Genomic DNA, 26367 nt, shown 5'->3' on the forward strand with positions numbered 1-26367 from the left:
TCAGTCGTGGGCGATCGCGCCCAGGACGTTGATCCGGGCCGCCCGCACGGCGGGGAGCACCGCGGCCACCACCCCGATGATCGCGGCGAGACCGAGGAAGACGACCATCTGCCCCCAGGGGAGGTTCAGGTCGGTGATGCCCTCGTCCTTGAGCGCCTCGACCACCGCGGCGCCGAGGCCGGTGCCGACCGCCACGCCCAGCAGCGCACCGAACACGGAGATCACCACCGCCTCCACGGTGATCATGCCCATCGTCTGGCCGCGCCGCAGGCCGATCGCCCGCAGCAGACCCAGCTCCCGGGTCCGTTCCAGCACCGACAGCGCCAGGGTGTTGATGATGCCGAGCCCGGCGATGATAATGGCCAGCGCCAACAGAATCTTGATCATCGTGAGCAGCCCGTCGAGCGAACTCGTCTGCTGCTTGATGAACGCGTCCCGGTCGGCCACCGACACCTCGGGGCTGTCCGCGAGCAGCGTCTCCACCCGCGGTTGCACGTCAGCCACCCGGGCCCCCGGCGCGAGCTGGATGAAGCCTTGGATGGGCTGCGGGATCGCGAAGTCCTTCGCCGCCGTCGCCGGCAACGTCACCGGGTTGGTCAGCTGCGACGACTCGTAGATGCCGCTGATCGTGTACGTGCGGGCCTCGCCCCGGGTCAGCTGCACGCTGACGGTCGAGCCGACCGACCATCCCCGGGACTTGGCGGTGTCGGAGCTGGCGAGCATCTGCGTCGGCGAGAGCCGGTCGATGTCACCCGCGGCGGCCTTCGCGCCGAAGATCTGCCGCAGTGACGCGATGTCGCTGCTCGCCGCCACCCACGTGCTCTCGCCGTCGATGCGCCCCATGTCGCCGTACTCGCCGTCGACCATCCGCACGCCGGGCAGCGCCTTCGCCTGGTCCAGCACGCTCGGGTCGAAGCTCGGCGGACGCGGGCCGCCCTGCTGACCGGCGATCACCAGCTCGGCCTTGATGGTGTCCTGGGCGAGCGCGCTGATGCTGCTCTTGGCCGAGTCCAGGATCACCGTGATGCCGGTGACCAGCGCGATGCCGACCATCAGCGCGGCGGCCGTGATGGCCGTGCGGCGCGGGTTGCGCCCGGAGTTGAGCCGGCCCAGCTTGCCCGGCACCGACCAGGAGAAGATCGCGCCGAGCAGGTTCACCACCGGCCGGCTGATCAGTGGAGTCAGCAGCGCCACACCGATGAAGGCGAACAGCACGCCGCCGAGGATGGTGGCGAGCGTCTGGCCGCCCGCGTTGCCGCTGAGCCCCAGGAACAGCAGCACCGCGCCGATGCCGGTGACCACCGACCCGGCCACGGTGATCTTGGTCAACGACCGGTCCGGCGTGGCCACGTCCTGCATGGCGGCGATCGGCGGGATCCGGGAGGCCCGCAGCGCCGGCAGCAGCGCCGCCACCACGGTGATCACCAGGCCGACGCCGAACGACCCGATCACGGCCGCCGCCGGCACGCCGATCCCGGCCAGGGTCAGCCCACCGGCCAGCTTGCCGAACAGGAACGCCAGCAGCGCGCCCACCCCGATGCCGGCGGCGAGACCGAGCACCGACGCGAGCAGACCGACCGCGATGGCCTCCAGCACCACCGAGCCGATGATCTGGCGGCTGCTCGCCCCGATGGCGCGCATCAGCGCCAACTCCCGGGTGCGCTGCGCCACGATGATCGAGAAGGTGTTGAGGATCAGGAACGTGGCGACCAGCAGCGCCACCGCGGCGAAGCCCAGCAGGATCTTGTTGAAGAACGACAGGCCCTCCTTCAGGCTCGCCGCGGCGTCTTCGGCCAGTTGCTCGCCGGTCTTCACGTCGAAGTCCGCACCCAGGGTGCGGGCCATGTCGTCGCGCAGCGCCTCGTCGGAGACCCCGCCGGCGGTGCGGACGGTGACGCTGCTGAAGGTGTCCGGCTCGCCCAGCATCAGCCGCTGCGCCACCGGGGTGGTGAAGAAGACCTCGTTGACGCCGCCGATCGAGTCCCGGTCACCGCTGTAACCGGCGATGCCGACGAGGGTGAAGTCCCGCTTCTTCGACTCGAACGCGGTCAGCACGCCGACCTTCTCGCCGACGCGCACCTTCGCGGTCGTGGCCAGCGACTTGTTGATCACGATCTCGTCGTCGGCCTGCGGAGCGCGGCCCTCGCGCAGTTGCAGCAGGTCGCTCTCGCCGACCCAGTTCTCACCGAGCTGCGGCGGACCGAACGACGTGACGACCTTGCCGTTGCTGCCGATCACCCGCGCGCCGTCGGCGTTGACGACACCGGTCGCGGAGGCCACCCCCGGCACCTGCTTGACCCGGTCGACCACGGCGGCCGGCAGCGGAGCGGAGGTCTGCTCGCCCTCCAACTCGCTGACCTCGATCTTCGGCTTCGCCGCGACGTTCACGTCGATCTCGGAGAAGCCGTCGGCAAACACCGAGTCGAAGGAGCGACCCAGCGTGTCGGTCAGCACGAACGCGCCCGAGACGAACATGACCCCGAGCACCACCGCCAGAGCGGACAGGATCAGCCGGACCTTGCGGGCCAGCAGACTCTTGAGTGTCGCCCGGAACATCAGTTGCCCACCTCGGCCGGCGTGTCCAGCTTCTTCATGGTGTCCAGCACGGTGTCGGCGGTCGGCTCGATCAGCTCCGACACGATCTGACCGTCGGCCAGGAAGACCACCCGGTCGGCGTACGCGGCGGCGGTCGGGTCGTGGGTGACCATCACGATGGTCTGCCCGTGCTCGCGCACCGAGTCGCGCAGGAAGCCGAGCACCTCCGCGCCGGAGCGCGAGTCCAGGTTGCCGGTCGGCTCGTCCGCGAAGATCACCTCGGGGCGGGCGACCAGCGCCCGCGCGCACGCGACCCGCTGCTGCTGACCGCCGGAGAGCTGCGCCGGCCGGTGGTCCAGCCGGTCCTGCAGGCCCACCGTCTTGATCACCGTGTCGTACCACGCCTGGTCGGGCTTGCGCCCGGCGATCGACATCGGCAGCAGGATGTTCTCCTTCGCGGTGAGCGTCGGCAGCAGGTTGAACTGCTGGAAGATGAAGCCCACCTTCTCCCGGCGCAGCTTCGTCAGCCCCGAGTCGCCCAGCCCGGTGACCGTCGTCTCACCGATCGACACCGTCCCCCGGGTGACCGAGTCCAGACCGGCGAGGCAGTGCATCAGCGTGGACTTGCCGGAACCCGACGGCCCCATGATCGCGGTAAAGCGGCCACGTTCGAACTCCGCGCTTACCCCCCGCAGCGCGATGACCTGGGCCTCGCCGCTGCCGTACACCTTCCACACGTCGTTCGCCCGGGCCGCGGCCTGCGCCTGCCGGCCTACCGTCGCGGTCACGTCATCTACCTCTTCCGTCTGTCCGAATCCCACGCCGCCCCCCGATGGTCCGGCGCGACCGTTCAATCATCGGCGCTGCGAGCGCCCGTCCCGTCCGCCCCTGGGGGGACGCGCAGCGGATTTCCCGCTGCGGGTGCACCCCCATGCCGCATCAGGGTTGCCCCTGACCCGACGGCCGATCGACCGGTTTCGCACACTTCCCCCGCACGTCACAGGAGGGTCAACCGCGCGACGCCGCCTCCGGTCACGGTAGGTGACGACGGCAAGCCGGGCCGTCCCTCCCCGGGGGGATCTTCGGGTACGCCGGGTGAGGTAGTCGCCGCGTGGCGACTACGCCCGTGGGCGGACCAGACCCGACTCGTACGCCAGCACGACGGCCTGCACGCGGTCGCGCAGCCGCAGCTTGGTCAGCAGGTGCCCGACGTGGGTCTTGACGGTGGTCTCGCTGACCGACAACACCGCCGCGATCTCGGCGTTGGACAGCCCTCGGGCCACCTGCACCAGTACCTCACGTTCCCGGTCGGTGAGCGCGTTGAGGGCCGCCGACGGCGTCGCCGCCGGGTCGGGCAACAGGTCGGCGAAGCGGTCGAGCAGTCGCCGCAGGATCCGCGGCGCGACCACCGCGTCCCCGCCGGCCACCGTGCGGATCGCCGCGATCAGCTCCTCGGCGGGTACGTCCTTGGCCAGGAATCCGCTCGCGCCCGCGCGCAGCGCCCCCACCACGTACTCGTCGAGGTCGAACGTCGTCAGCACCAGCACCCGCACCGGCAGGCGGGAGTCGACGATGGCCCGGGTCGCCGCCACCCCGTCCATCCGGGGCATCCGGATGTCCATCAGCACGACGTCGGGCAGGAGCCGTCGGGACAGCTCCACGGCCTCCACGCCGTCACCGGCCTCCGCCACGACGTCCAGGTCGCCCTCGGCGCCCAGCACCATCCGGAAGCCCGTGCGCAGCAGCGGCTGGTCGTCGGCGAGCAGGATCCGTACCGGCCGCGCCGGGGCCACCCGATCGCTCATCTCGTCTCCCGTCCCCGCTCCACCGGCCTGTGCGTCGCGGACCACGGTAGAGGTCGGCCGGGCGCCCTGTCCCGACCCGGACCGCACCGCTCCGGTCGGGCGGTGCCGGGGCTGGGCCCTCCTGACGCCGTCGATCTTGCACTTTCTGTGGGGATAAACGGTGCGAATCCGATGAAGTCGCCATCCGAAAGTGCAAGATCGGCGGGGCGGGGCGGGGCGGGGCGGGGTGCGGGTGGGCGGTGGGGTTACTCGTCGGCGCCGGGGGGTGTGGGGGTGGTGCGGGCGTCGCGGAGGGGGTCGGCGGTTGTCGCCGTTACGGGGAACGGGGGTGGGGTGCCGCCGAACGTGGGGCACAGCGCCTGGTGACTGCACCAGTCGCACAGCTTGCTCGGCCGGGGTCGGAAGTCCTGCCGGGCGGTGGCCTGCTCGATCGCCCGCCATAGCGCCACCACGGTGCGCTCGAAGCGGAGCAGCTCGTCGGCGTCGGGCGTGTAGTCCAACACCTCGGCGTCGCGCAGGTAGAGCAGGCGCAGCACCCGGGGCACCACCCCACGGGTGCGCCACAGCACCAGCGCGTAGAACTTCAGTTGGAACAGCGCCCGCGCCTCGAACGCCTCCCGGGGCGCGCCGCCGGTCTTGTAGTCGACCACCCGCAGCGCGCCGTCCGGGGCCACGTCGAGCCGGTCGAGGTAGCCCCGGATCAGCAGCTCCTCGTCGACGACCGCCGAGATCAGGCTCTCGCGCTCGGCCGGTTCCAGGCGGGTCGGATCCTCCACCGCGAAGTAGCCCTCGAGCAGCCCCGCCGCGGAGCGCAGGAACTGCACCGGACCGGCCGGCTCGGCATCGTCGAAGATCGCGGCCAGCTCCGGCTGCTCGGTGACCAGTCGGTCCCACTGGGGGGCCACCAGGTCACCGGCCGCGGCCGGTGTGCGGCTCGACGCGGGCAGGTCGAACAGCCGCTCCAGCACCGCGTGCACCAGCGTGCCCCGGGCCTGCTCAAGGGTCGTCCGCTCGGGCAACCGGTCGATGCTGCGGAACCGGTAGAGCAGCGGACAGGTCTTGAAATCCGCCGCCCGCGACGGCGACAGCGAGGCCCGCACCGTCGGCGGCGTCTGCGCCGGGGGAGAGGACTGGGGGGTGGTGACCGGTTCCGCCGTCATGTGCGCAAAGGTTAGGGCACCGGTGTGACACCGCCCGCCGCCCGCCCCGCAGGTGACCGGTCCGTAGCATCGGTGCGATGGAGCAGACCTCCCGGCCGCCGCGCCGGTCCGACCGGCGACCCGGTCTGAGCGTGGGCCGGGTGTTCGGGGTGCCCCTGCACCTCAACGCGTCGATGCTCCTGCTCGCCGTGCTGGTCGCCGTGCTCTACGCCGAGTTCGCCCGCCGACAACTGGACCTGTCGCAGATCAGCGGCTACCTCATCGGCTTCGGATTCGTGGTCTCCCTGCTCGGCTCGGTGCTGCTGCACGAGCTGGGCCACGCGCTCACCGCCCGCCGCTACGGCATCGGTGTGCGGGGAATCACCCTCGAACTGCTCGGCGGGTACACCGAGATGGAGCGGGACGCCCCGACGCCCCGGATCGACCTGTTGGTCTCGCTGGCCGGCCCGGCGGTCTCCGCGGTGCTCGGCGCCCTCGCGGTCGCCGCCACCCTCGCCCTGCCGGCGGGCACCGTCGGCCACCAGCTCGCCTTCCAGCTCGCGCTGAGCAACGTCATCGTCGCGGTGTTCAACATCCTGCCCGGGCTGCCGCTGGACGGCGGCCGGGCGCTACGCGCCGCCGTGTGGGGTCTCACCCGCGACCGGCACCGTGGCACCGAGGTCGCCGGCTGGGCCGGCCGGGTCGTCGCCGTCGGCACCGCCGCGCTGGTCGGGTTACTGACCGCCACCGACCACCTGGCCCCGGTGGCGCTGCCGCTGATGCTGCTGGTCGCCGTCACCCTCTGGCGCGGCGCCGGGCAGTCGATCCGCGCCGCGCGGGTCAGTCGTCGGTTCCCGCTGATCGACCTGGCCCAACTGGCGCGGCCGATCTGGCCGGTGACCACCGGCACGCCGCTGGCCGAGGCCCAGCGCCGCCGCGCCGAGGGCGGGCAGCCCGCCGCCGCGCTGCTGGTCACCGACTCCACCGGCCGCCCGGTGGCGTTGGTCGACCCGGCCGCCGCCGCGGCCGTACCCGTCGAGCGCCGCGCCTGGCTGGCGGTGGACTCCGTCGCCCGGCCGCTCACCGCGCTCCCCACCCTGACGCTGGGACTCGACGGCGAACGGGTGATGGAGGCCGTGCAGACCCACCCGGGCGCGCAGTACGTGGTGACGTCAGGCGAAGATGTCGTCGGCATTCTGCACATCGGGGACCTGGCACAGCTCCTCGAACCCAACCGGAAGATGACACCGTGACCGCAACTCCCTCCACCGTCGCAGCCGACGACGCCCCCCGGACGCTGACACCCGTGCACCGAGGCCCGTTCCGGCCCGGCGACCGGGTGCAGCTGACCGACCCCAAGGGGCGGATGCACACCGTCACGCTGGAGCACGGCAAGGAGTTCCACACCCACCGCGGCATCCTGGCGCACGACGCGCTGATCGGGCTGCCCGACGGCAGTGTGGTGACCACCTCCGGCGGCGGCACCGCGTTCCTGGCGCTGCGTCCGCTGCTGTCTGACTACGTGCTCTCGATGCCGCGCGGCGCCCAGGTGATCTACCCGAAGGACTCGGCGCAGATCGTCGCGATGGGCGACATCTTCCCCGGCGCCAAGGTCCTCGAGGCCGGCGCCGGCTCCGGCGCGCTGAGTTGCTCCCTGCTGCGCGCCGTCGGCACCGAGGGCGAGCTGCACTCGTTCGAGGTACGCGACGACTTCGCCCAGATCGCCAAGCGCAACGTCGAGGCGTTCTTCAACGGGCCGCACCCGTCGTGGCACCTGCACGTCGGCGACGTCGCGCAGTGCCAGGAGACCGGCTTCGACCGGATCATCCTGGACATGCTCACCCCCTGGGAGACCCTCGACATGGTCGAGCGGGCGTTGGTGCCCGGCGGCGTGTTCATCGGTTACGTGGCCACCACCCCGCAGCTCTCCGAGCTGGTCGAGGCGCTGCGTGAGCGCGGCGGCTGGACCGAGCCGCGCGCCTGGGAGTCGCTGGTGCGCGACTGGCACGCCGAGGGCCTCGCCGTCCGCCCCGACCACCGGATGATCGCGCACACGGCGTTCCTGGTCTCGGCGCGCAAGCTCGCCCCGGGCGTCACCGCGCCGCCGCGTCGCCGCAAACCCAGCAAGGGCACCGAGGCGTACGTGCAGCGCCGCGAGGACCTGCGCGCGGCCGAGGCGGCCCGTCAGGCCGCCGCCGCCCAGGCCGCCGACGCGCAGCCCGACGCGACGGGGGAGATGGACAGGCCGTGACCATCGGTGAGCGGGGGGAGGCGGCCCGATGAGCCGACCGGGTTACGGCGGCGGCGACCTGCCCGCCGTGTTTCCGGACTGGTCGCCCTACCAGGACCTGGAGTCGGCGGCGCGCGCCTATCTGCGGGACCCGGACGTCGCGCTGGAAGCGCTCGGCGGGGTGCTGCGCGGCGCCTCGGTGCTCGGCTTCACCCTGGAACGCTTCGTCAACGAGGTCAACGGGGTGTGGCAGGAGGTCGTCGTCTGCGACGGCAGCCGGCTGATCCTCTGGCACGGCGAGGACGTGCCGCCGGGGGAGGGGCCGCCCGGTTCGATGACGTCGTCGCTGCGGGTGGTGCCCGTCTCCACGGTCACCGAGGTGGGCTGCCGGCGGCGACTGAACCGCTCCGACAGCGGCGAGATCCGGGTCGACAGCATCGACGTCTACCTGCTGCTCACCTCGCTGGACGAGGCGCCGCCGAGCGAGGAGATGGCCGGTACGCCCCGGCACGACGCGCTGCGGTTCGGCAAGACCCTCGACGACGGTGGGGCCGGGCAGATCGCCCGGCTGGAGGAGTTCGCACGGCTGGTCGCCTCGGTGGTCGGCCGCCCGATGCTCTGAGGCGTACCCCGTTGGGGCCGGCGTCGCGCGGACCGCGCGGCGTCGGTTCAGTCGTCCTCGGCGTCCGGGCCGGCGACCTCGACGCCGTCGCCGCGCACCACGTGGATGCAGTCGCCCGGGCACTCCTTCGCGGAGTCGATCACTTCGAGTCGCAGGTGCTCGGGCACGTCGACCCGGCTGCCCGGGGCCAACCTCAGCTCACCGTCGGCGCCCTTGACGTACGCCAGGCCGTCGATGTCGAACTCGAACACCTCTGGCGCGTACTGCACGCAGAGCCCATCGCCCGTGCAGAGATCCTGGTCCACCCAGACCTGCAACTGGTCGGTCGCGACCTCGGCCACCGGTGCACCCCCCATGTTCTCCCGTACCAGCCTCCGACGGTACCCGAACGCCGTTAACGACCCCGCAGACCACCCCTTGGCGATCAAGGTTCAGTGACGAGGGTGTTGCGTGGGACCGAATCGGGCTCATAGCGGCTAGTGTTAGCTCAGAACGTTCAAGCCCCCCGGGGAGGTGGGACGTGGCAGCACGCAGCGACGACGCGGACTCGCGCGCCGCACGGTGGGAGAAGGAAGCCCACGATCTCTCCACGCAGGTCGCGTTCCTTCAGGAGGAACTCGCCCTGGTGCGGCGCAAGTTGACCGAAAGCCCCCGACACGTCCGGCAGCTCGAAGAGCGGCTGGCGGCCACCCAGGCACAGTTGGCGCGGCTGACCGAGAACAACGACCGGCTGGTGAGCACCCTCAAGGAAGCTCGCACGCAGATCGTCACGCTCAAGGAGGAGATCGACCGGCTCGCACAGCCGCCAAGTGGCTACGGAGTCTTCCTGGCCAAGCACGACGACGGCACCGTGGACGTGTTCACCGGCGGCCGCAAACTGCGGGTCGCCGTCTCGCCCTCGCTGGACGTGGCCGAGCTGCGGCGCGGCCAGGAGGTCCTGCTCAACGACGCGCTCAACATCGTCGACGCGTTCGGGTACGAGCGGGTCGGCGAGGTGGTGATGCTCAAGGAGATCCTGGAGGGGCCGAACGGCGGTCCGGGCGACCGGGCGCTGGTGGTCTCCCACTCCGACGAGGAGCGCATCGTGCACCTCGCCGAGACGCTCATCGGCTCGGCGATCCGGGCCGGCGACTCGCTCATGATCGAGCCCCGCTCGGCGTACGCGTACGAGCGGATTCCGAAGAGCGAGGTCGAGGAGCTGGTCCTGGAGGAGGTGCCGGACGTCGACTACTCCGACATCGGTGGCCTCCAGTCCCAGATCGAGCAGATCCGCGACGCGGTGGAGCTGCCGTTCCTGCACGCGGACCTGTTCCGTGAGCACCAGCTCCGCCCGCCCAAGGGCATCCTGCTCTATGGACCGCCCGGCTGCGGCAAGACGCTGATCGCCAAGGCGGTGGCCAACTCCCTGGCCAAGAAGATCGCCGAGCGGCAGGGCAAGGAGAAGCACACCAGCTTCTTCCTGAACATCAAGGGCCCGGAGCTGCTCAACAAGTACGTCGGCGAGACCGAGCGGCACATCCGGCTGATCTTCCAGCGGGCTCGGGAGAAGGCCGGTGAGGGCACGCCGGTGATCGTGTTCTTCGACGAGATGGACTCGATCTTCCGGACCCGTGGCTCCGGCGTCTCGTCCGACGTGGAGAACACCATCGTCCCGCAGCTGCTCAGCGAGATCGACGGCGTGGAGGGGCTGGAGAACGTCATCGTCATCGGCGCCTCCAACCGGGAAGACATGATCGACCCGGCGATCCTGCGCCCGGGCCGGCTCGACGTGAAGATCAAGATCGAGCGGCCGGACGCCGAGGCGGCCAAGGACATCTTCTCCAAGTACATCCTCTCCGGGCTGCCACTGCACCCGGACGACCTCGCCGAACACGGCACCGACGCGCAGGCCACGGTGGCCGCGATGATCGACGCCGTCGTTCTGCGGATGTACTCGGAGACCGAGGAGAACCGCTTCCTCGAGGTCACCTACGCCAACGGTGACAAGGAAGTCCTCTACTTCAAGGACTTCAACTCCGGCGCGATGATCCAGAACATCGTCGACCGGAGCAAGAAGATGGCCATCAAGGAATTCCTCACCTCCGGTCGCAAGGGCCTACGCCTGCAGCACCTCCTCGACGCCTGCGTCGACGAGTTCCGCGAGAACGAGGACCTGCCCAACACCACCAACCCCGACGACTGGGCCCGCATCTCCGGCAAGAAGGGCGAACGGATCGTCTACATCCGTACGCTCGTCTCCGGCGGCAAGGGCACCGAGGCCGGCCGGTCCATCGAGACCGCCAGCAACACCGGCCAGTACCTGTAGGCAGGCGCTGACACCAGCGGGGGGGGGGGGGGCGGGCGCCCCCCGGCCCCCCCGCGCCCCCCCCCCCCCCCCCCCCCCCCCCCCCCCCCAGCCCCCCCCAGAACCAGTAGGCAGCCGCTCACACCACCGGGGCCCGGCACCCGACGCGCCCCGGGCCCCGCTCGTCACACCGGCCCACGCCCGCCCACCCGAACCGGTACGCTGTGGCGCTTCCAACCCTGCGAAACGTCGAGGATCCGCGTGCCGTCCGAACTCACCGTCACCGACCCGCCGGCACGCCCTGCGGTCGACCAGCGGACCCCGCCCCCCGCCCGCCCGTACCGCGCGCTGCTCGTCGCGCTGGCGGTCGCCTGGCTGGTACCCGCGGTGGCGTACCCCCTGCACCTGGCCTGGCTGCTGCCCCCGCTGGTGCTGCTGGCCACGGCCAGCCTGCTCCGCGGCGGCCGCACCCTGCTCGACCGGCTCGTGCTCGCCATGCTGCTGCTCGTCGGCGTCACCACCGCCGCCGGGCTGCTCTTCACCCTCTGGCCCTGGGGGCTGCACCCCGTCGCGGTCAGCGGTACCGCGCTCACCGTCCTCGCCCTCATCGCCGCGGCGACCGGCCGACGCCCCACCCTGCCCCGGCCCGGCTGGACCGACCTGCTGCCCGTCGTCGCCACCGTCGCCATCGTCGGCTATTTCGCGTCGCCCTGGCTGCGGGCCGGCCGCCTCGCCGGCCGTCTCAGCCTGCTCGCCCTCGGCGAGGACAACTTCCGCCACGTCGCCCTCGTCGACGCCATCGGACGGCTCGGCGGGTACGTCTTCCTCGACCCCGCCGCCGCCCGCGAGGACATCGTCTCCCTGCTCGTCCGCTACCCGCAGGGCTGGCACCTCAACGCCGCCGTGCTCGACGCGCACCTGCGCTCCGCCACCGGCACCCCGAGCGGCGCGAGCAGCCTCAGCCACTACGGGTGGTGGTGTCTCGCCACCTTCGGCCTGCTCGCGCTCACCCTCTTCTGGGCCGCCCAACGGCTTCCCGGCCCCCTGCACCCGCTGCACCGGGTCGTCCTGACCGTCGTCGTGGGCGCCCTCGTCCTCGGCAGCCAGCTGCCCCGGCTGCTGATCGCCGGCTACCCCAGCGAGGCGCTGGGGCTCGCGCTCGCCGTCGCGGTGACCGCACTCGTCGTACGCCCGCTCGCCGGCAACCGGGAACAACTCGTTCTGCTCGGCGCCCTGCTCATCGGTATCGGCTTCACCTACTACCTGTTCCTCCCCCCGGCCGGGCTGCTGGTGCTCGGTTGGCTGATCGCGCACCGCCGGGAGTTGCTCCGCATCCGCCGGACCGTGCTCGCCGTCGGCCTGGTCACCGCCCTGCTCGCGCCGCTGCCCATGCTGCTGGGGATCTTCGCCGCAGGCCAGACCGAGGCCCTCGACGCCAAGGCCGGCCCGGAGATCGCCGAGGCGTGGCGGGCGCTGCTCGGCCTCACCCCGATCGTCCTGATCGGCCTCGTGATCCAGGCCCGCCGCGCCGACCGGGCCTGGCGCCGACACCTCGCCGCCATCGCGGTAGCCGTCGCCTTCGCCCTCGCCATCGCCCTGGCCAACGTCCTCACCGGCATCCAGCCCGCCTACTACTTCATGAAGGGCGTGCACCTCGCCACCGTCGGCCTGTTCGTCGGCGTCGCCGCCCTCGTCGTGCTGCTGCCCGTCCCGTCCGGCGGCGCGGTCCGCCGCCGTGCCCGCGGCGCCGCCGTCTCCGCCCTTGCCGCCGCCCTGGCCGTGCTCACCGTGGTGGTCCTCTGCGGGCTCACCGGCTGGCGGCACAGCCTGCTCGTGGTCGACAAGCAGAACTGGGCGCAGAGCTGGATCGACCACGACGTCGACAACCCGGTGCGGTTCGCCCAGGTGTGCGCCGCGGCCTACCGCCGCTACCCCGAGCAGCCGGGCACCGTCACCGTGGTGCTCGACCGGACCGGCTACCGCGGTTACGTCGAGTCGATCTGTCTCTCCGCCCTGCAGGGCACCAGCGGGCGGACCGAAAAGGCGATCTATGTGCCGACGTTGTTCGAGGAGCCCGAGCGCACCCGGATGATGCTGCGTACGACCCGAGGCCCACTCCGTCTGCTGATCAGCGACCCGGTCGCGCAACGACGCGTCGACAAGCTGCTGACCAAGTACCCGGATCTACGCGGCCGGGTCACCACCGTTCCAATGACCATCAAGTACTGAACGCGGCGGGCGGGACGCGGGGCGACACCCGTGACCCGCCCGCACCGGCGCGCCCCCGACCCCGAACAGTCGGACTACGCTCGACATGACGGGGACCGGGTCGGGCGAGCGAAGCGGGTAGGTCGATGAGCGTAAGACGGATCATGGGCACCGAGGTCGAGTACGGCATCTCCGTGCCCGGCCAGGCCGGAGCCAACCCGATGGTCACCTCGTCCCAGGTGGTCAACGCCTACGGGGCCCGGCCCGAACTCAACCGGGGCGGTCGCGCCCGCTGGGACTACGAAGAGGAGTCGCCGCTGCGCGACGCCCGCGGCTTCACCTACTCCGGTGCCGCCTACGACCCCGCCGAGGCCCTCGCCGACGAGGACCTGGGCCTGGCCAACGTGATACTCACCAATGGCGCACGCCTCTACGTGGACCACGCGCACCCCGAATACTCCACCCCCGAGGTCACCACCCCCCGCGACATCGTGCGCTGGGACAAGGCCGGCGAGCGGGTGATGGCCGAGGCGTCCCGCCGCGCCGCCACCATCCCCGGCAGCCAGCCCATCCACCTCTACAAGAACAACACCGACAACAAGGGCGCGAGCTACGGCGCCCACGAGAACTACCTGATGCGCCGGCAGACCCCGTTCGCCGACATCGTGGCGTACCTGACGCCCTTCTTCGTGACCCGCCAGATCGTCTGCGGCGCCGGCCGCGTCGGCATCGGACAGGACGGCGGGCAGAGCGGCTTCCAGATCTCCCAGCGCGCCGACTTCTTCGAGGTCGAGGTCGGCCTCGAGACCACCCTCAAACGCCCGATCATCAACACCCGCGACGAGCCGCACGCCGACGCCGACAAGTACCGCCGGCTGCACGTCATCATCGGCGACGCCAACCTCTCCGAGATCTCCACCTACCTCAAGGTGGGCACCACCGCGCTGATCCTCACCATGATCGAGGAGAAGGCGCTCGGCGCCGACCTCGGCATCGCCGACCCGGTCAGCGAACTGCGCGCGGTCAGCCACGACCCGTCCCTCACGCACCTCATGCGGTTGCGCGACGGCCGCCGGCTGACCGCCCTGGACGTGCAGTGGGCGTACCTCGAACGGGTCCGGTCCTTTGTCGACGACCGCTACGGCGCCGACGTCGACGAGCAGACCGCCGACGTGCTGGACCGGTGGGAGGGCGTCCTGGACCGGCTCGGTCGCGACCCGATGCTCTGCGTGGACGAGTTGGACTGGGTGGCCAAGCTGCGGCTGCTGGAGGGCTACCGGGAGCGGGAGAAGCTCGGCTGGGGCTCCCACAAGCTCCAGCTCGTCGACCTGCAGTACTCCGACGTACGCCCGGAGAAGGGCCTCTACAACCGGCTCGTCTCCCGTGGGGCGATGAAGACGCTGCTCACCGACGAGGAGGTCCGCAGCGCGATGACCGAGCCACCGGAGGACACCCGGGCCTACTTCCGGGGCCGCTGCCTCGCGCAGTACGCCTCCGAGGTGGTCGCCGCGAGCTGGGACTCGGTGATCTTCGACGTGGGCCGGGAGTCGCTGGTCCGGGTACCGATGATGGAGCCGGAGCGGGGCACCCGCGCCCACGTCGGAGCCCTGTTCGATCGCTGCGCCAGCGCCAAGGACCTGCTGGAGACGCTGACCGGCGGCTGAACGCGCCAACCGAATGCCCGCCGTGTGCCGCAAGCCGGCGCGCGGCGGGCTTTTCGTCGTCCTGGCGAGGTAAGTTCATCGCAGACGATCGTGGAGGAGGCAGCAATGGCCACTCATGACAGCGGCGGCCAGTCGCAGTCCGGCAAGTCCCGCCAGGGCGAGGAAATCGAGGACGTCACCACCGAGGCCAACCCCGAGGTGGCCGAGCGGCACGCCGAGATCACCGAGGACGTCGACGACCTGCTCGACGAGATCGACTCCGTCCTGGAGGAAAACGCAGAAGAATTTGTGAGGGGCTATGTACAGAAAGGGGGCGAATAGGGCATAGCCGGGCAAAACGGACATGCCTCTGAATGACCAAGATGGCCACCGCCGCTGCCGCGACTGCGGTGAGTGGCTCCCCCTTGATCAATTCTGCGCGAACAGCAAGCGGCCGGAGGGTCGGGGTAGCTACTGCAAGCCCTGCTTCAACGCTCGATCCAAGGCGAGCTATGCCAAGCGCGTGAAGGAGCAGCAGGGCAGGGATGTGCGGCAGTTGCCCGCGGTGCCGGAAGGGCATCGAAGGTGCCCTGACTGCGATGTCACAAAGCCCCTGGATGACTTTCCGCGTAACCGCTCCGCCCGCAGCGGCTACGGCCGATACTGCAAGCCCTGCCACAACGAGAAGGGCAAGGAGAGCAGGCTCCGACTGCATGGCGGCAGTCGCGAGTACCACCTCCAGCGGCGCTACGGCATCGGGGAGAAGGAGTTTCAGGAGCTCCTGGCCGAGCAGGACGGGGTCTGCGCGATCTGTGGCGGCGCGGACCCGCAACATCTGGACCACGATCATCGCACCGGATGGGTGCGCGGGATACTCTGCTTCAACTGCAACGGTGGTCTTGGCCAGTTCCGTGACAGTCCTACGAGGCTGGCCAGGGCGATCACGTACCTGAGAGGAACCACGTGGCAGCGGGCTTTGATCCATCCGGGCGTCTACCAGATGTGTTCACCAACGCGGGGACGTCCTCCTTCACCACGTTTCTGAGCCGGGTGGCCCCCGAGATGCTGCCCGGTCGTCGGCCGCTCCCACCGGGCATGGCCGCCGACCTGGCGCCGCACGCGACCACCATCGTGGCCATCTCGGCCGCCGGTGGCGTGGTGATGGCCGGCGACCGACGGGCCACCATGGGCAACCTGATCGCCCAGCGCGACATCGAGAAGGTGCACCCCGCCGACGCGTACTCGCTGGTCGGGATCGCGGGCACGGCGGGCATCGGCATCGAGCTGATGCGACTGTTCCAGGTGGAACTGGAGCACTACGAGAAGATCGAGGGCGCGATGCTCTCGCTCGACGGCAAGGCCAACCGGTTGGCGTCGATGATCCGGGGCAACCTGGGCGCGGCCATGCAGGGCCTCGCCGTGGTCCCGCTGTTCGCGGGCTTCGACCTGGCCGCCAGTGACCCGGCGCGCGCCGGGCGGATCTTCAGCTTCGACGTGACCGGTGGCCCGTACGAGGAGACCGGGTACGACGCCATCGGCTCCGGCTCGCTCTTCGCCAAGTCGGCGCTCAAGAAGCGTTTCCGGACCGGCGTGTCTCTCGAGGACGCGACCCGGCTCGCGGTCGAGGCGCTCTACGACGCGGCCGACGACGACACCGCGACCGGCGGTCCGGACCTGACCCGCCGGATCTATCCGGTGGTGATGACCGCTACCGCCGAGGGCACCCGCCGGTTGACCGACACCGAGACGGCGGCGATCGCCGAGGGTGTGGTCGCCGGTCGGATGGAGAATCCGGGCGGCTGAGCGCCGTCCACCCCCACCAGTCAGCAGTCGTCAGCAAGCGCCGTAAGGAGAACCGCCGCCGTGGCCATGCAGTTCTACGCCTCGCCCGAACAGATCATGCGCGACCGCTCCGAGCTGGCCCGCAAGGGCATCGCCCGGGGTCGCAGCGCGGTGGTCCTGAGCTACTCCGGCGGGGTGCTCTTCGTCGCGGAGAACCTCTCCAGCGCCCTGCACAAGGTCAGTGAGATCTATGACCGGATCGGCTTCGCCGCGGTCGGCCGGTACAACGAGTTCGAGAACCTGCGCCGCGCGGGTGTGCGGATGGCCGACCTGAACGGCCTCAGCTACGACCGGCGTGACGTGACCGGACGCGCCCTCGCCAACGCGTTCGCGCAGACGCTCGGCGCGATCTTCACCGAGCAGTCGAAGCCCTTCGAGGTGGAGATCTGTGTGGCGGAGGTCGGGGCGACCCCGGACGACGACGAGCTGTACCGGCTCACGTACGACGGGTCGGTCAACGACGAGCCGGGCCGGATGGCGATGGGCGGCCAGGCCGAGGCGATCACCGGTGTGTTGAAGTCGCAGCACCGGGCGGACATGTCCCTCGGTGAGGCCGTCCGGGTTGCGGTGCAGGCGTTGAGCACCGTCGGCGGTGAGGGTGGCGCGGCCCGTACGATCGCCGCGAACCAGCTTGAGGTGGCGGTGCTGGACCGTCAGCGGGTGGGGCGTACGTTCCGGCGGATCACGGGGGCGGCGCTGACGGCGCTGCTCGACGGTGATGTCGCGGCGGCGGAGGAGCCGGCCGAGGCGGGTGGGCCGGACACGCCGGCGCAGCCGACCACGGAGGCGCACAAGCCGACGACGTCGGCGGGCTCGGCCGACCTGGAGGACAAGCCGGCGGACGGCAAGTAGTTCCGTACGCGCACACGGCGGGCGGCCCGGTTTCCGGGCCGCCCGTCGTACGCGTTCCCCGCCCCGCTCCAGCCCGCCGATCTTGCACTTTCGGTTGACGAAAAGTCAGTTTGATGACGATTGGTCGCGACAGAAACTGCAAGATCGCCGGGCCGGAGTGGGCCGGGCTGGGCTGGGCCGGGCTGGGCTGGGCCGGGCTGGGCTGGGCCGGGCTGGGGTGGGGTGGGGTGGTGGGTCAGGGGGCGGTGGTTACTCCGGGTGCGACGGCTTCGTGGGTGGGGGTGGGGGCCGGCGCGGGGGATCGGGTGCCGCGCAGCAGGGCGGCCATGGTGGCGGCGACCACGACGGAGCCGATGGCGTAGCCGAGTTCGACCCGCAGCGCGGTGGCCACCGGCGCGAGGGTGGCGGCGACGAGCGCGGCCACGCCCACGGCCCAGGCGACGGCCTGGGCCCGGTGCCGGTCGAGGGCGAGCAGCGCCTGACCGAGGACCATCGCCCAGAGGTAGGCGAGGGTGGCCACGGCGAGCCAGGCGAAGTCACCGTGGCCGAGGACGTCGGGCGTGTCGAAGAGGGTCCGCACCAGCCACGGGCCGAGCAGGACGGCGAGCACAGCCCCGGTGAGGCCGAGCGCGGTGACGATGCCCAGGGCCCGCCGCAGGAGGCTGTTGAAGGCCGTACGGTCGCCGGTCGCGGCGGAGGTGGCGAGGCCGGGTAGCAGGGACGCCTGGAGCGAGGCGAAGACGAACAGTGGGATCCGGACGAGCACCAGCGCGGAGAGCAGCGCGCCGGCGGTGGCCACGTCGGAGGGGTCCAGCACCTTCACGTTGATCACGCCGATGTTGACGACGACCTGGGAGAGCAGGCTGGACGTGATGAGCAGGCCGAGGCCGCGCAGGAACGCGGCCCAGGCGACGGGGACGCCGCCGCCGACGGCCCGGAGCACGGGTGGGGCGGTGATCGCCACGCCGATCAGCGGGGCGGCGATCAGCACCGCGCCGAACCAGACGGGGGAGGTGACGCCGGTCAGGCCGAGCAGGGCGACGAGGGCGATGCGCAGGCCGCCGTCAACGCCGAGTTGGGTGCCGTACCAGGGGAACAGTTGCAGGCCGGAGAGCACGCCGCGAGTGGTGTGCGCGACGGCGAGCGCGGCGAGGGACCCGATCAGGACGGCGACCATGGTGCCGTCGCCGGCGAAGAACCGGTCGGTGAGCGGCCCGCGGGCGGCGATGATCAGCGCGACCACGGCGGCGAGCAGACCGGCGGCCAGGGCCGCCCCTCGGGCCAGTACCGGTCCGGGGGGTAGGCCCTGGCTGCGCCGGCCGGCGACGAGCCGGGCGACCTCCTGTTCGACGGGCATGAACAGGCCGATGCCGAAGGTGAAGACGATCGTCCAGAGCGCCGCGAGCGACGAGTAGTCGGCCGCGGTGAGGCTGTGCCCGGCGACGGCCAGGTGGACGTAGGAGGCGAGCCCCAGCAGGGCCAGGCCGGCGCCGACGGCGACGGTGCCCGGTGGGACCAGACTCAGCAGTCGCCGGATCACCGGCGAATGAGCGCCAACGTGAGGACGGCGAAGGCCCGACCGAGGTAGATCATGGCCTTGGCCGGGGAGTGGCTGGGGGTGCCGGCCATCCGCTTGCGCATCGCCACCGGCACCTGGCGGATGGTGTAGCCCCGCCGGGCGGTGTGCACGAGCGTCTCGACCGTGTCACCCAGGTATTCCACGGGATACCAGGTGGCGAACATGTCGATCACCCGGCGGTTGGCGGCCCGGAACCCGGAGGTGGTGTCGGTGAGCTTGGTGCGGGCGACGCGGGACAGCACGCCGGAGAGCATGACCATGGCCCAGCGGCGGGGGCCGCGGACGTTGTAGTCGCCCTCGCCGGCGAACCGGGCGCCGATCACCAGGTCGGTCTCGTCGAGCAGGTCGACGAGCTTGGGCACGTACCGCGGGTCGTGCTGGCCGTCCGCGTCGATCTGGATGGCCACGTCGTAGTCGTGATCGCGGGCGTACCGGTACCCCACCCGCATGGCGCCGCCGACACCGAGGTTGTACGGGAGTTTCGCGACCCGGGCGCCGGCGGCGGAGGCGACGGCGGCGGTGCGGTCGGTGGAGCCGTCGTCGACCACGAGCACGTCGACGCCGGGCAGTTCGCCGCGGACCTCGCCGACGACGTCGGCGATGGAGCCGGACTCGTTGAGCGCGGGGATGATGATCAGGACCCGCTTGCCGTTAACCATCGTGCGACACCAGTTCGTCTCGGGCCGCCCGGTCCGCGTCGATCTCGGCGCGGAGCAGGGCGAAGTCTTCTGCCAGGGTCCGGGTCTCTTCCTCCAGGGCGCTGACCTCCCAGCTGAGGTGCACGCAGACCAGCAGCAGGAAGACGATGCCGAGGAAGAGCACGAGGCTCACGCCGGACTGGACGCCGAGCAGCTCGGCGACGTTGTCCAGCAGGCGGGGGAAGAGCGACAGGGGAATGACGATCACCAGGACGCAGAGCCAGAGCATGCCGTACTTCTCGCGGAGCTGCCGGCGACGCAGCAGCTCGACGATCGTGGCCAGCAGTATCAGGCCGGTCAGGCCGGTGACGAGGGTGAGCTTCATGCGACCTTCCACGGGGCGGGTGGAGCGGGGGAGTGGAACGCGTCAACCAGGGTGGAATGCCAATCCGGAAGCGGCGGCAGACCCGCGGCCGCCCAGCGGCTGTGCCCTAGCACACTGTACGCCGGACGGGGGGCGGGACGAGGATACCTGTCGCTCGTGGTGGGTCGGATCCGGTCCGGGTCCAGACCGGCCAGGGTGAACGCGGCACGGGCCAGCCCGTACCAGGTGGTCTGGCCGGCGCAGGTGCCGTGGTAGACGCCGGGAGCGGCGCGACCGTCCAGGGCGGCGTCGGCGAGCGCGACCAGTCGCTCGGCGAGACGGTACGACCAGGTGGGCTGCCCGTGCTGGTCGTCGACCACGTCGAGGTGCTCGCGTTGGCCGGCCAGCCGCAGCATGGTCGCCACGAAGTTCGGCCCGTGCGCGCCGTACAGCCACGCGGTGCGGACGACGTACCCGGTGTCCGGCAGCAGGCGGGCGACGGCCTGCTCGCCGACCAGCTTGCCGCGCCCGTACGCGTTGACGGGCGCGGTCGGCGCGTCCTCCGGGTAGGGGGAGTCGGCGTCGCCGGCGAGGACGTAGTCGGTGGAGACCTGAACTAACCGGGTGCCGCTGGTGGCGCACGCCGCCGCGAGGTTCGCCACGCCGTGGCCGTTGACGGCGGTGGCCGCCGTCTCGTCGGCTTCCGCGCCGTCGACGTTGGTCCACGCGGCGGCGTTGATCACGACGTCGTGTCCGGCGACGGCGGTGCGGACCGCAGCGGGGTCGGTGATGTCCAGGTCGGTACGGGCGGCGGCGGTGACCTTCAGGTCGGGCCGGGTCTCCAGGACGGTGACCAGGTCCCGGCCGAGCATCCCTCCGGCGCCGGTGACGAGTAGTCGGGTCATGCGGTGGGGGCCGACTTCAGCGGCTCCCACCAGGCCCGGTTCTCCTGGTACCAGCGCACGGTTTCGGCGAGGCCGTCGTCGAGGGTGACGCTGGGCTGGTAGCCCAGCTCTTCGCTGATCTTGCTGATGTCGAGGGAGTACCGGCGGTCGTGGCCCTTGCGGTCGGCGACGGGCACGACGCGGTCCCAGTCAGCGCCGCAGGCGTCCAGCAGCCGGCCGGTCAGCTCCTTGTTGGTCAGCTCGGTGCCGCCGCCGATGTTGTAGACCTCGCCGGCGCGACCCTTCTGCTGGACCAGCGCGATGCCCCGGCAGTGGTCGTGCACGTGCAGCCAGTCGCGGATGTTGCCGCCGTCGCCGTACAGCGGAACCGTCCCGCCGTCGAGCAGGTTGGTCACGAACAGCGGGATGACCTTCTCCGGGAACTGGTACGGACCGTAGTTGTTGGAGCAGCGGGTGACGACCACGTCCATGCCGTGGGTGCGGTGGTAGGCCAGGGCGAGCAGGTCGGAGCCGGCCTTGGACGCCGAGTACGGGGAGTTCGGGGCGAGGGGCCAGGTCTCGGTCCAGGAACCCTCGTCGATGGAGCCGTACACCTCGTCGGTGGAGACGTGCACGAACCGGCCGGTGCCGTGGCGTAGCGCCGCGTCGAGCAGCGTCTGGGTGCCCAGCACGTTGGTGGTGACGAACGGCGCGGCGCCGGCGATCGAGCGGTCGACGTGCGACTCGGCGGCGAAGTGCACGATCACGTCGTGGTCGGCGACGACCTCGTCGACCACGACCGGGTCGCAGATGTCACCCTGCACGAACCGCAGGCGAGGGTCGTCGCGGACCGGGTCGAGGTTGGCCCGGTTGCCCGAGTAGGTCAACTTGTCGAGCACGGTCACGACCGCCGGTTCGAGCGGGGGTACGCCCTCAGCGTTGCCCAGGGGCTTGCCCAGCAACAGTCGAACGTACTCCGACCCGATGAATCCGGCTCCGCCGGTGACGAGGATCCTCACGGGTTCGGAAGTGTACGCGACGTTCGTCGGCGGACGTGGGACGCGACCCCCACGCACGTTCCGTAGCCGTGCCGGTAGGCTTCGCCGGTGCGTGGAATCCTCCTTGCCGGCGGTACCGGATCCCGACTGTGGCCGATCACCCGCGCGGTGTCCAAGCAACTGATGCCGGTCTTCGACAAACCGATGATCTACTATCCGCTCTCTACTCTGGTGATGTCCGGGGTCCGGGAGATCCTGGTGATCACGACACCGGAGGACCAGGACCAGTTCCGCCGGCTGCTCGGCGACGGCAGCCAGTTCGGGCTGCGGCTGGAGTACGCCGCCCAGGCGCGCCCGGAGGGCATCGCGCAGGCGTTCATCCTCGGCGCGGACTTCATCGGCGACGAGTCGGTGGCGCTGATCCTCGGCGACAACATCTTCCACGGCGTGGGGCTGGGACGGCAGCTCGCCGACCACGGTGACCCTGTCGGCGGCCGGGTCTTCGCCTACCAGGTCGCCAACCCCCAGGAGTACGGCGTGGTCGACTTCGACGCCGACGGCCGGGTGCTCTCGATCGAGGAGAAGCCGGCCCGGCCGAAGTCCCGCTACGCGGTACCCGGCCTGTACTTCTACGACAATCGGGTGGTCGACATCGCCCGCAAGCTCACCCCGAGCGCTCGCGGCGAGCTGGAGATCACCGCCGTCAACGAGGTGTACCGGGAGACCGGCGAGCTGTCGGTGACGGTGCTCGATCGCGGCACCGCGTGGCTGGACACCGGCACGTTCACCTCAATGATGCAGGCCGCCGAGTTCGTCCGGGTGGTCGAGGAGCGGCAGGGCCTCAAGATCGGTTGTGTCGAGGAGGTGGCCTGGCGGGCCGGCCTGATCGACGACAACCAGCTGCGTGCGCTGGCCGCACCGCTGACCAAGAGCGGGTACGGCGACTACCTGCTCGGCCTGCTGGACGGCAACGGGGTGTCCTGGTGAAGATCCGCGAGCTGAGCATCGAGGGCGCCTGGGAGATCAGCCCCCAGCAGCACGGCGACCCGCGCGGCATGTTCATGGAGTGGTACCGCTTCGACAAGCTCGCCGAGGCGGTGGGGCACCCGCTGCGCCTCGCCCAGGCCAACCTGTCGGTCTCCGCGCGCGGCGTGGTGCGCGGCATCCACTTCGCCGACGTACCTCCTGGGCAGGCGAAGTACGTGACCTGCGTGCGCGGAGCGGTCCTCGACGTGATCGTCGACCTGCGGGTCGGCTCACCGACCTTCGGCCGTTGGGAGGGCGTCCGGTTGGACGACACCGACCGGCGGGCCGTCTACCTCAGCGAGGGCCTGGGGCACGGGTTCTGCGCGCTGACCGACGACGCGACACTGAGCTACCTCTGCTCGGCCACGTACAACCCGACCGGCGAGCACGCGGTGCACCCGCTCGACGAGGAACTGGGCATCGAGTGGCCCGCCGACACGGCGCTGCTGTCCGCGCGCGACGACGCCGCGCCGACCCTCGCGCAGGCCCGCGAGAGCGGCCTGCTTCCGGAGTACGAGGCCTGCCGGCGGTTCGTGGCCAGCCTCGGACCCGACGGAATGTCGCACTCAGCCGGTATGTGACCATCCCTCGGGCACGACCTGTGGTGTGACAGTGACGAACCGGGCCTCTGGGCGGCTAATGTCTCATCATGGAGCGGCGAATCTTCGGCCTCGAGACCGAGTACGGCGTCACCTGCACCTATCGCGGGCAGCGGAGGCTGTCCCCGGACGAGGTCGCGCGGTATCTGTTCCGGCGCGTCGTGTCCTGGGGTCGGTCGAGCAACGTGTTCCTGCGCAATGGGGCCCGTCTCTACCTGGACGTCGGGTCGCACCCGGAGTACGCGACACCGGAGTGCGACTCGGTGACCGACCTGGTGGCCCACGACCGGGCCGGCGAGCGGATCCTGGAAGGGCTGCTCGTCGACGCGGAGAAGCGGCTGCACGACGAGGGCATCGCAGGTGAGATCTACCTGTTCAAGAACAACACCGACTCGGCCGGCAACTCGTACGGCTGCCACGAGAACTACCTGGTCTCCCGGCACGGGGAGTTCGGCCGGCTCGCCGACGTGCTCATCCCGTTCCTGGTGACCCGGCAGTTGATCTGTGGGGCCGGCAAGGTGCTGCAGACCCCGCGCGGCGCGGTCTACTGCCTCTCGCAGCGGGCCGAGCACATCTGGGAGGGCGTCTCGTCGGCGACCACCCGCAGTCGCCCGATCATCAACACGCGCGACGAGCCGCACGCCGACGCCGAGCGCTACCGGCGCCTGCACGTCATCGTCGGTGACTCGAACATGAACGAGGTCACCACGCTGCTCAAGGTCGGCACGGCCGACATCGTGCTGCGGATGATCGAGGCCGGCGTGGTCATGCGGGACCTGTCGCTGGAGAACCCGATCCGGGCGATCCGCGAGGTGTCGCACGACATCACCGGCCGCCGCAAGGTGCGCCTGGCCTCCGGCAAGGAGGTGAGCGCGCTGGACATCCAGCAGGAGTACCTGGCCAAGGCCACCGAGTTCGTCGAGCGGCGCGGCGGCGACCAGGCCGCCAAGCGGGTGGTCGAGTTGTGGGGCCGGGTGCTCAACGCGGTGGAGAGCGGTGACCTGGAGCCGGTCTCGCGGGAGATCGACTGGGTCAGCAAGCTGCGGCTGATCGAGCGGTACCAGCGCAAGCACGACCTGCCGTTGTCGCACCCCCGGGTGGCGCAGATGGACCTGGCGTACCACGACGTGCGCCGTGGCCGGGGCCTCTACGGGCTGTTGGAGCGCCGCGGCGAGGTGGACCGGGTGGCCACCGACCCGGAGATCTTCGAGGCCAAGGAGACTCCGCCGCAGACCACCCGGGCGCGGCTGCGCGGCGAGTTCATCCGGCACGCCCAGGAGAAGCGGCGCGACTTCACCGTCGACTGGGTGCACCTGAAGCTCAACGACCAGGCGCAACGCACCGTGCTCTGCAAGGACCCGTTCCGGGCGTACGACGAGCGGGTGGAGCGGCTGATCGCCAGCATGTGACGGGTCCGCCGGCCCCGACGGTGGTGTACGCCGACGGGGCCGGCACGACCGGTAGGCTGGGCGCGCCATGACGACTTCTGGACCATCCGACCCCTCCGAGCGCGGCGACGCGCGGCAGAACTGGGTCGAGCGCCGGCGGGAGAAGATCCGCGCCGAGATCGACCGCAACCGGCGCGGCGAGTACACCGTGCCGACCTGGGTGCTGGCCGTGGCGCTGGCGCTCATCGTGGGCGGCTGGCTCGCCCTGATCTTCCTCTCCTGATCCCGCCCCGCGCGGTCGCGCGTGGTGTGCCGGTGATCCCCGCCCCGCGCGGTCGCGCACGGTGTCCGGTGATCGCTGCCCCGCGCGGTGTCGGACGTGCTGACCCGTCGGGGCCAGGGGTTGGCCCGGCCGGGTCGCCCCACCGGGTATCCGCTGGCCGTCGCCGTCGCGGGCCGTCCTGCCGCCCAGTGGGCCGGCGGCGCGAGGACGCGACGACGCGGGAGGCGATCATGAACGACCCGACGGTGCCCCAGCCCGAACGCGACGGTGAGGGCTGGGTGGACCCCGGGCCACGCGACGTGGTCCGCGACCGGCAGAACCCCGATCTGTTGACTCCACCGAGCACGGACGCGGGCACGCTGCCGAACCTGCGGTTCTCCTTCTCGGACGCGCACACCCGGGTGCAGCGCGGCGGATGGACCCGGGAGGTGACCGTACGGGAGTTGCCCATCGCCACCGAGCTCAGTGGCGTGGACATGGCGCTGGAACCGGGCGGGTACCGGGAGCTGCACTGGCACAAGCAGTCCGAGTGGGCGTACGTGTCGCGTGGCAGCGCCCGGATCAGCGCCGTCGACCAGGAGGGCCGCAACTTCCTCGACGACGTACGCGCCGGCGACCTGTGGTTCTTCCCGCAGGGGGTGCCGCACCACATCCAGGCGCTCGACGAGGGTGTGGAGTTCCTGCTGGTCTTCGACGACGGCGCGTTCACCGAGAACGGCACGTTCCTGATCAGCGACTTCTTCGCGCACACCCCGAAGGAGGTGCTGGCCAAGAACTTCGGGTGGCGGCTCGATCAGCTCGACTCGATCCCCGAGCGGGAAAAGTACATCTTCGCCGGGCAGGTGCCGCCGCCGCTGGACCAGGACCGCGTCGTCAGCCCGACCGGGGACGTGCCCCGCAGCCTCAGTCACCGGCTGCTCGCCCAGCAGCCGCAGCGGTTCCCGGGCGGGCAGGTCCGCATCGCCGACGTCACCCAGTTCGCCGCGGCCACCACGATCTGCGCCGCGCTGGTCGAGGTGGATCCGGGCGGGATGCGGGAACTGCACTGGCACCCCACCGACGACGAGTGGCAGTACTACCTGTCTGGCCACGGTCGGATGGGCGTGTTCGCCAGTCAGGGCGTGGCCGGCACCTTCGACATGCGCGCCGGTGACGTCGGGTACGTGCCGTTCGCCTACGGCCACTACATCGAGAACCTCGGCACCGAGCCGCTGGTGTTCCTGGAGATGTTCCGCAAGCCCCGGTTCGAGTCCGTCTCGCTGACCCAGTGGATGGCGAACACCCCGCCCGAGGTCAGCGCCGACACCCTCAACCTGCCCCGAGAACTCATCGAGGCCCTACCCCGAGACCAACGCCCCGTGATCCGCTAACCCCACCGATTGCCCCCGGTGATCAAGAGGTTCGCGTCAATATCGCGCCGGATTCTGACGCAAACCTCTTGATCACCG

25 protein-coding genes are annotated in these 26367 nt (G+C 71.0%); 15 read left to right on the forward strand and 10 right to left on the reverse strand.

The features are described 5' to 3' along the window. The 4 genes from AB0J36_RS28640 to AB0J36_RS28655 form a co-directional block, all read right to left on the reverse strand. On the reverse strand, positions 1 to 2556 hold the full coding sequence (locus AB0J36_RS28640; RefSeq protein ID WP_357119289.1) for an FtsX-like permease family protein: 2556 nt from the start codon (positions 2554 to 2556) through the stop codon (positions 1 to 3). After that, positions 2556 to 3323 (reverse strand): ABC transporter ATP-binding protein, encoded by a 768-nt coding sequence (locus tag AB0J36_RS28645; RefSeq protein WP_357119286.1) that lies wholly within the window; start codon positions 3321 to 3323, stop codon positions 2556 to 2558. Before AB0J36_RS28645 ends, AB0J36_RS28640 begins: the two co-directional genes overlap by 1 nt. Positions 3324 to 3653: 330 nt before the next feature. Then, positions 3654 to 4340 carry a response regulator transcription factor gene (locus AB0J36_RS28650; protein ID WP_355053013.1) on the reverse strand — a complete coding sequence of 229 codons (687 nt, stop codon included), beginning with the start codon at positions 4338 to 4340 and terminating at the stop codon, positions 3654 to 3656. Positions 4341 to 4585: 245 nt separating this feature from the next. After that, positions 4586 to 5500, reverse strand: coding sequence for a RecB family exonuclease (locus AB0J36_RS28655; RefSeq protein ID WP_357398150.1), 915 nt, complete (start codon positions 5498 to 5500; stop codon positions 4586 to 4588). A 173-nt stretch (positions 5501 to 5673) separates the two neighbouring features. Here AB0J36_RS28655 and AB0J36_RS28660 point away from each other — a divergent pair, with 173 nt between their 5' ends. The 3 genes from AB0J36_RS28660 to AB0J36_RS28670 are packed head-to-tail and all read left to right on the forward strand — an operon-like array spanning position 5674 to position 8331. Further along, the gene (locus tag AB0J36_RS28660; protein ID WP_357398172.1) at positions 5674 to 6732 is read left to right on the forward strand and encodes a M50 family metallopeptidase; all 1059 of its coding nucleotides are present in this window, start codon (positions 5674 to 5676) and stop codon (positions 6730 to 6732) included. Between the two features lie 44 nt (positions 6733 to 6776). Further along, positions 6777 to 7730 carry a tRNA (adenine-N1)-methyltransferase gene (locus AB0J36_RS28665; protein WP_355053060.1) on the forward strand — a complete coding sequence of 318 codons (954 nt, stop codon included), beginning with the start codon at positions 6777 to 6779 and terminating at the stop codon, positions 7728 to 7730. Between the two features lie 28 nt (positions 7731 to 7758). Then, positions 7759 to 8331 carry a hypothetical protein gene (locus AB0J36_RS28670; protein ID WP_007459901.1) on the forward strand — a complete coding sequence of 191 codons (573 nt, stop codon included), beginning with the start codon at positions 7759 to 7761 and terminating at the stop codon, positions 8329 to 8331. A gap of 47 nt (positions 8332 to 8378) precedes the next feature. Here AB0J36_RS28670 and AB0J36_RS28675 read toward each other — a convergent pair whose 3' ends face one another. Continuing rightward, positions 8379 to 8672, reverse strand: coding sequence for a ferredoxin (locus AB0J36_RS28675; protein WP_357119276.1), 294 nt, complete (start codon positions 8670 to 8672; stop codon positions 8379 to 8381). A gap of 179 nt (positions 8673 to 8851) precedes the next feature. Here AB0J36_RS28675 and arc point away from each other — a divergent pair, with 179 nt between their 5' ends. From arc to prcA, 7 genes are all read left to right on the forward strand, one after another. Further along, positions 8852 to 10636 carry a proteasome ATPase gene (gene arc / locus AB0J36_RS28680; protein ID WP_357170269.1) on the forward strand — a complete coding sequence of 595 codons (1785 nt, stop codon included), beginning with the start codon at positions 8852 to 8854 and terminating at the stop codon, positions 10634 to 10636. Between the two features lie 240 nt (positions 10637 to 10876). After that, entirely contained in the window at positions 10877 to 12844 is a 1968-nt protein-coding gene (locus tag AB0J36_RS28685) for a hypothetical protein (protein ID WP_357170272.1), read from the forward strand. A gap of 125 nt (positions 12845 to 12969) precedes the next feature. Further along, positions 12970 to 14487: a depupylase/deamidase Dop gene (gene dop, locus AB0J36_RS28690; protein WP_357170275.1), complete on the forward strand. Its 1518-nt coding sequence runs from the start codon at positions 12970 to 12972 to the stop codon at positions 14485 to 14487. Positions 14488 to 14592: 105 nt separating this feature from the next. Continuing rightward, positions 14593 to 14808: a ubiquitin-like protein Pup gene (locus AB0J36_RS28695; RefSeq protein WP_088948111.1), complete on the forward strand. Its 216-nt coding sequence runs from the start codon at positions 14593 to 14595 to the stop codon at positions 14806 to 14808. A gap of 181 nt (positions 14809 to 14989) precedes the next feature. Further along, positions 14990 to 15511, forward strand: a complete 522-nt coding sequence (locus AB0J36_RS28700; RefSeq protein WP_357119264.1) for an endonuclease VII domain-containing protein — start codon at positions 14990 to 14992, stop codon at positions 15509 to 15511. Then, entirely contained in the window at positions 15430 to 16269 is an 840-nt protein-coding gene (prcB, locus tag AB0J36_RS28705) for a proteasome subunit beta (protein WP_357119261.1), read from the forward strand. Before AB0J36_RS28700 ends, prcB begins: the two co-directional genes overlap by 82 nt. 60 nt (positions 16270 to 16329) lie before the next feature. Beyond that, entirely contained in the window at positions 16330 to 17160 is an 831-nt protein-coding gene (gene prcA, locus AB0J36_RS28710) for a proteasome subunit alpha (RefSeq protein ID WP_355053023.1), read from the forward strand. Positions 17161 to 17395: 235 nt separating this feature from the next. Here prcA and AB0J36_RS28715 read toward each other — a convergent pair whose 3' ends face one another. From AB0J36_RS28715 to rfbB, 5 genes are read right to left on the reverse strand one after another with little or no spacing between them, the layout of a single operon-like run. Further along, the gene (locus AB0J36_RS28715; RefSeq protein ID WP_363661359.1) at positions 17396 to 18700 is read right to left on the reverse strand and encodes a polysaccharide biosynthesis protein; all 1305 of its coding nucleotides are present in this window, start codon (positions 18698 to 18700) and stop codon (positions 17396 to 17398) included. Next, complete coding sequence (locus AB0J36_RS28720) at positions 18697 to 19398, reverse strand: glycosyltransferase family 2 protein (protein ID WP_357119253.1); 702 nt, start codon at positions 19396 to 19398, stop codon at positions 18697 to 18699. The genes AB0J36_RS28715 and AB0J36_RS28720 overlap by 4 nt, the downstream gene beginning before the upstream one ends. Next, positions 19391 to 19762: a DUF2304 domain-containing protein gene (locus AB0J36_RS28725; RefSeq protein WP_007459918.1), complete on the reverse strand. Its 372-nt coding sequence runs from the start codon at positions 19760 to 19762 to the stop codon at positions 19391 to 19393. The genes AB0J36_RS28720 and AB0J36_RS28725 overlap by 8 nt, the downstream gene beginning before the upstream one ends. Next, a complete protein-coding gene (rfbD, locus tag AB0J36_RS28730) occupies positions 19759 to 20646 on the reverse strand; it encodes a dTDP-4-dehydrorhamnose reductase (protein ID WP_357119249.1) in 888 nt (295 codons plus the stop codon). The genes AB0J36_RS28725 and rfbD overlap by 4 nt, the downstream gene beginning before the upstream one ends. Then, the gene (gene rfbB, locus AB0J36_RS28735) at positions 20643 to 21644 is read right to left on the reverse strand and encodes a dTDP-glucose 4,6-dehydratase (RefSeq protein ID WP_357119247.1); all 1002 of its coding nucleotides are present in this window, start codon (positions 21642 to 21644) and stop codon (positions 20643 to 20645) included. The genes rfbD and rfbB overlap by 4 nt, the downstream gene beginning before the upstream one ends. Positions 21645 to 21731: 87 nt before the next feature. Here rfbB and rfbA point away from each other — a divergent pair, with 87 nt between their 5' ends. The 5 genes from rfbA to AB0J36_RS28760 all read left to right on the forward strand — a co-directional run bounded on the left by rfbA (position 21732) and on the right by AB0J36_RS28760 (position 26289). Next, positions 21732 to 22610 carry a glucose-1-phosphate thymidylyltransferase RfbA gene (gene rfbA, locus AB0J36_RS28740; RefSeq protein WP_363661360.1) on the forward strand — a complete coding sequence of 293 codons (879 nt, stop codon included), beginning with the start codon at positions 21732 to 21734 and terminating at the stop codon, positions 22608 to 22610. Beyond that, positions 22607 to 23230 carry a dTDP-4-dehydrorhamnose 3,5-epimerase gene (rfbC, locus tag AB0J36_RS28745; protein ID WP_363661361.1) on the forward strand — a complete coding sequence of 208 codons (624 nt, stop codon included), beginning with the start codon at positions 22607 to 22609 and terminating at the stop codon, positions 23228 to 23230. Before rfbA ends, rfbC begins: the two co-directional genes overlap by 4 nt. Before the next feature lie 68 nt (positions 23231 to 23298). Then, complete coding sequence (pafA, locus tag AB0J36_RS28750) at positions 23299 to 24657, forward strand: Pup--protein ligase (RefSeq protein WP_234581936.1); 1359 nt, start codon at positions 23299 to 23301, stop codon at positions 24655 to 24657. Positions 24658 to 24724: 67 nt separating this feature from the next. Further along, the gene (locus AB0J36_RS28755; RefSeq protein ID WP_357119237.1) at positions 24725 to 24919 is read left to right on the forward strand and encodes a hypothetical protein; all 195 of its coding nucleotides are present in this window, start codon (positions 24725 to 24727) and stop codon (positions 24917 to 24919) included. A 230-nt stretch (positions 24920 to 25149) separates the two neighbouring features. Then, positions 25150 to 26289: an oxalate decarboxylase family bicupin gene (locus AB0J36_RS28760; protein ID WP_363661362.1), complete on the forward strand. Its 1140-nt coding sequence runs from the start codon at positions 25150 to 25152 to the stop codon at positions 26287 to 26289. Positions 26290 to 26367: the final 78 nt, after the last annotated feature.

The organism is Micromonospora sp. NPDC049662 (genome assembly GCF_040675055.1).
GTDB lineage: Bacteria > Actinomycetota > Actinomycetes > Mycobacteriales > Micromonosporaceae > Micromonospora.

Coding starts and splice junctions, on each gene's coding strand:
- pafA (WP_234581936.1), top strand. CDS start 23,299: ATGGAGCGGCGAATCTTCGGCCTCGAGACCGAGTACGGCGTCACCTGC.
- AB0J36_RS28755 (WP_357119237.1), top strand. CDS start 24,725: ATGACGACTTCTGGACCATCCGACCCCTCCGAGCGCGGCGACGCGCGG.
- rfbD (WP_357119249.1), bottom strand. CDS start 20,646: ATGACCCGACTACTCGTCACCGGCGCCGGAGGGATGCTCGGCCGGGAC.
- AB0J36_RS28695 (WP_088948111.1), top strand. CDS start 14,593: ATGGCCACTCATGACAGCGGCGGCCAGTCGCAGTCCGGCAAGTCCCGC.
- dop (WP_357170275.1), top strand. CDS start 12,970: ATGAGCGTAAGACGGATCATGGGCACCGAGGTCGAGTACGGCATCTCC.
- AB0J36_RS28650 (WP_355053013.1), bottom strand. CDS start 4,340: ATGAGCGATCGGGTGGCCCCGGCGCGGCCGGTACGGATCCTGCTCGCC.
- AB0J36_RS28660 (WP_357398172.1), top strand. CDS start 5,674: ATGCTCCTGCTCGCCGTGCTGGTCGCCGTGCTCTACGCCGAGTTCGCC.
- AB0J36_RS28725 (WP_007459918.1), bottom strand. CDS start 19,762: ATGAAGCTCACCCTCGTCACCGGCCTGACCGGCCTGATACTGCTGGCC.
- AB0J36_RS28655 (WP_357398150.1), bottom strand. CDS start 5,500: ATGACGGCGGAACCGGTCACCACCCCCCAGTCCTCTCCCCCGGCGCAG.
- AB0J36_RS28720 (WP_357119253.1), bottom strand. CDS start 19,398: ATGGTTAACGGCAAGCGGGTCCTGATCATCATCCCCGCGCTCAACGAG.
- AB0J36_RS28640 (WP_357119289.1), bottom strand. CDS start 2,556: ATGTTCCGGGCGACACTCAAGAGTCTGCTGGCCCGCAAGGTCCGGCTG.
- AB0J36_RS28670 (WP_007459901.1), top strand. CDS start 7,759: ATGAGCCGACCGGGTTACGGCGGCGGCGACCTGCCCGCCGTGTTTCCG.
- AB0J36_RS28760 (WP_363661362.1), top strand. CDS start 25,150: ATGAACGACCCGACGGTGCCCCAGCCCGAACGCGACGGTGAGGGCTGG.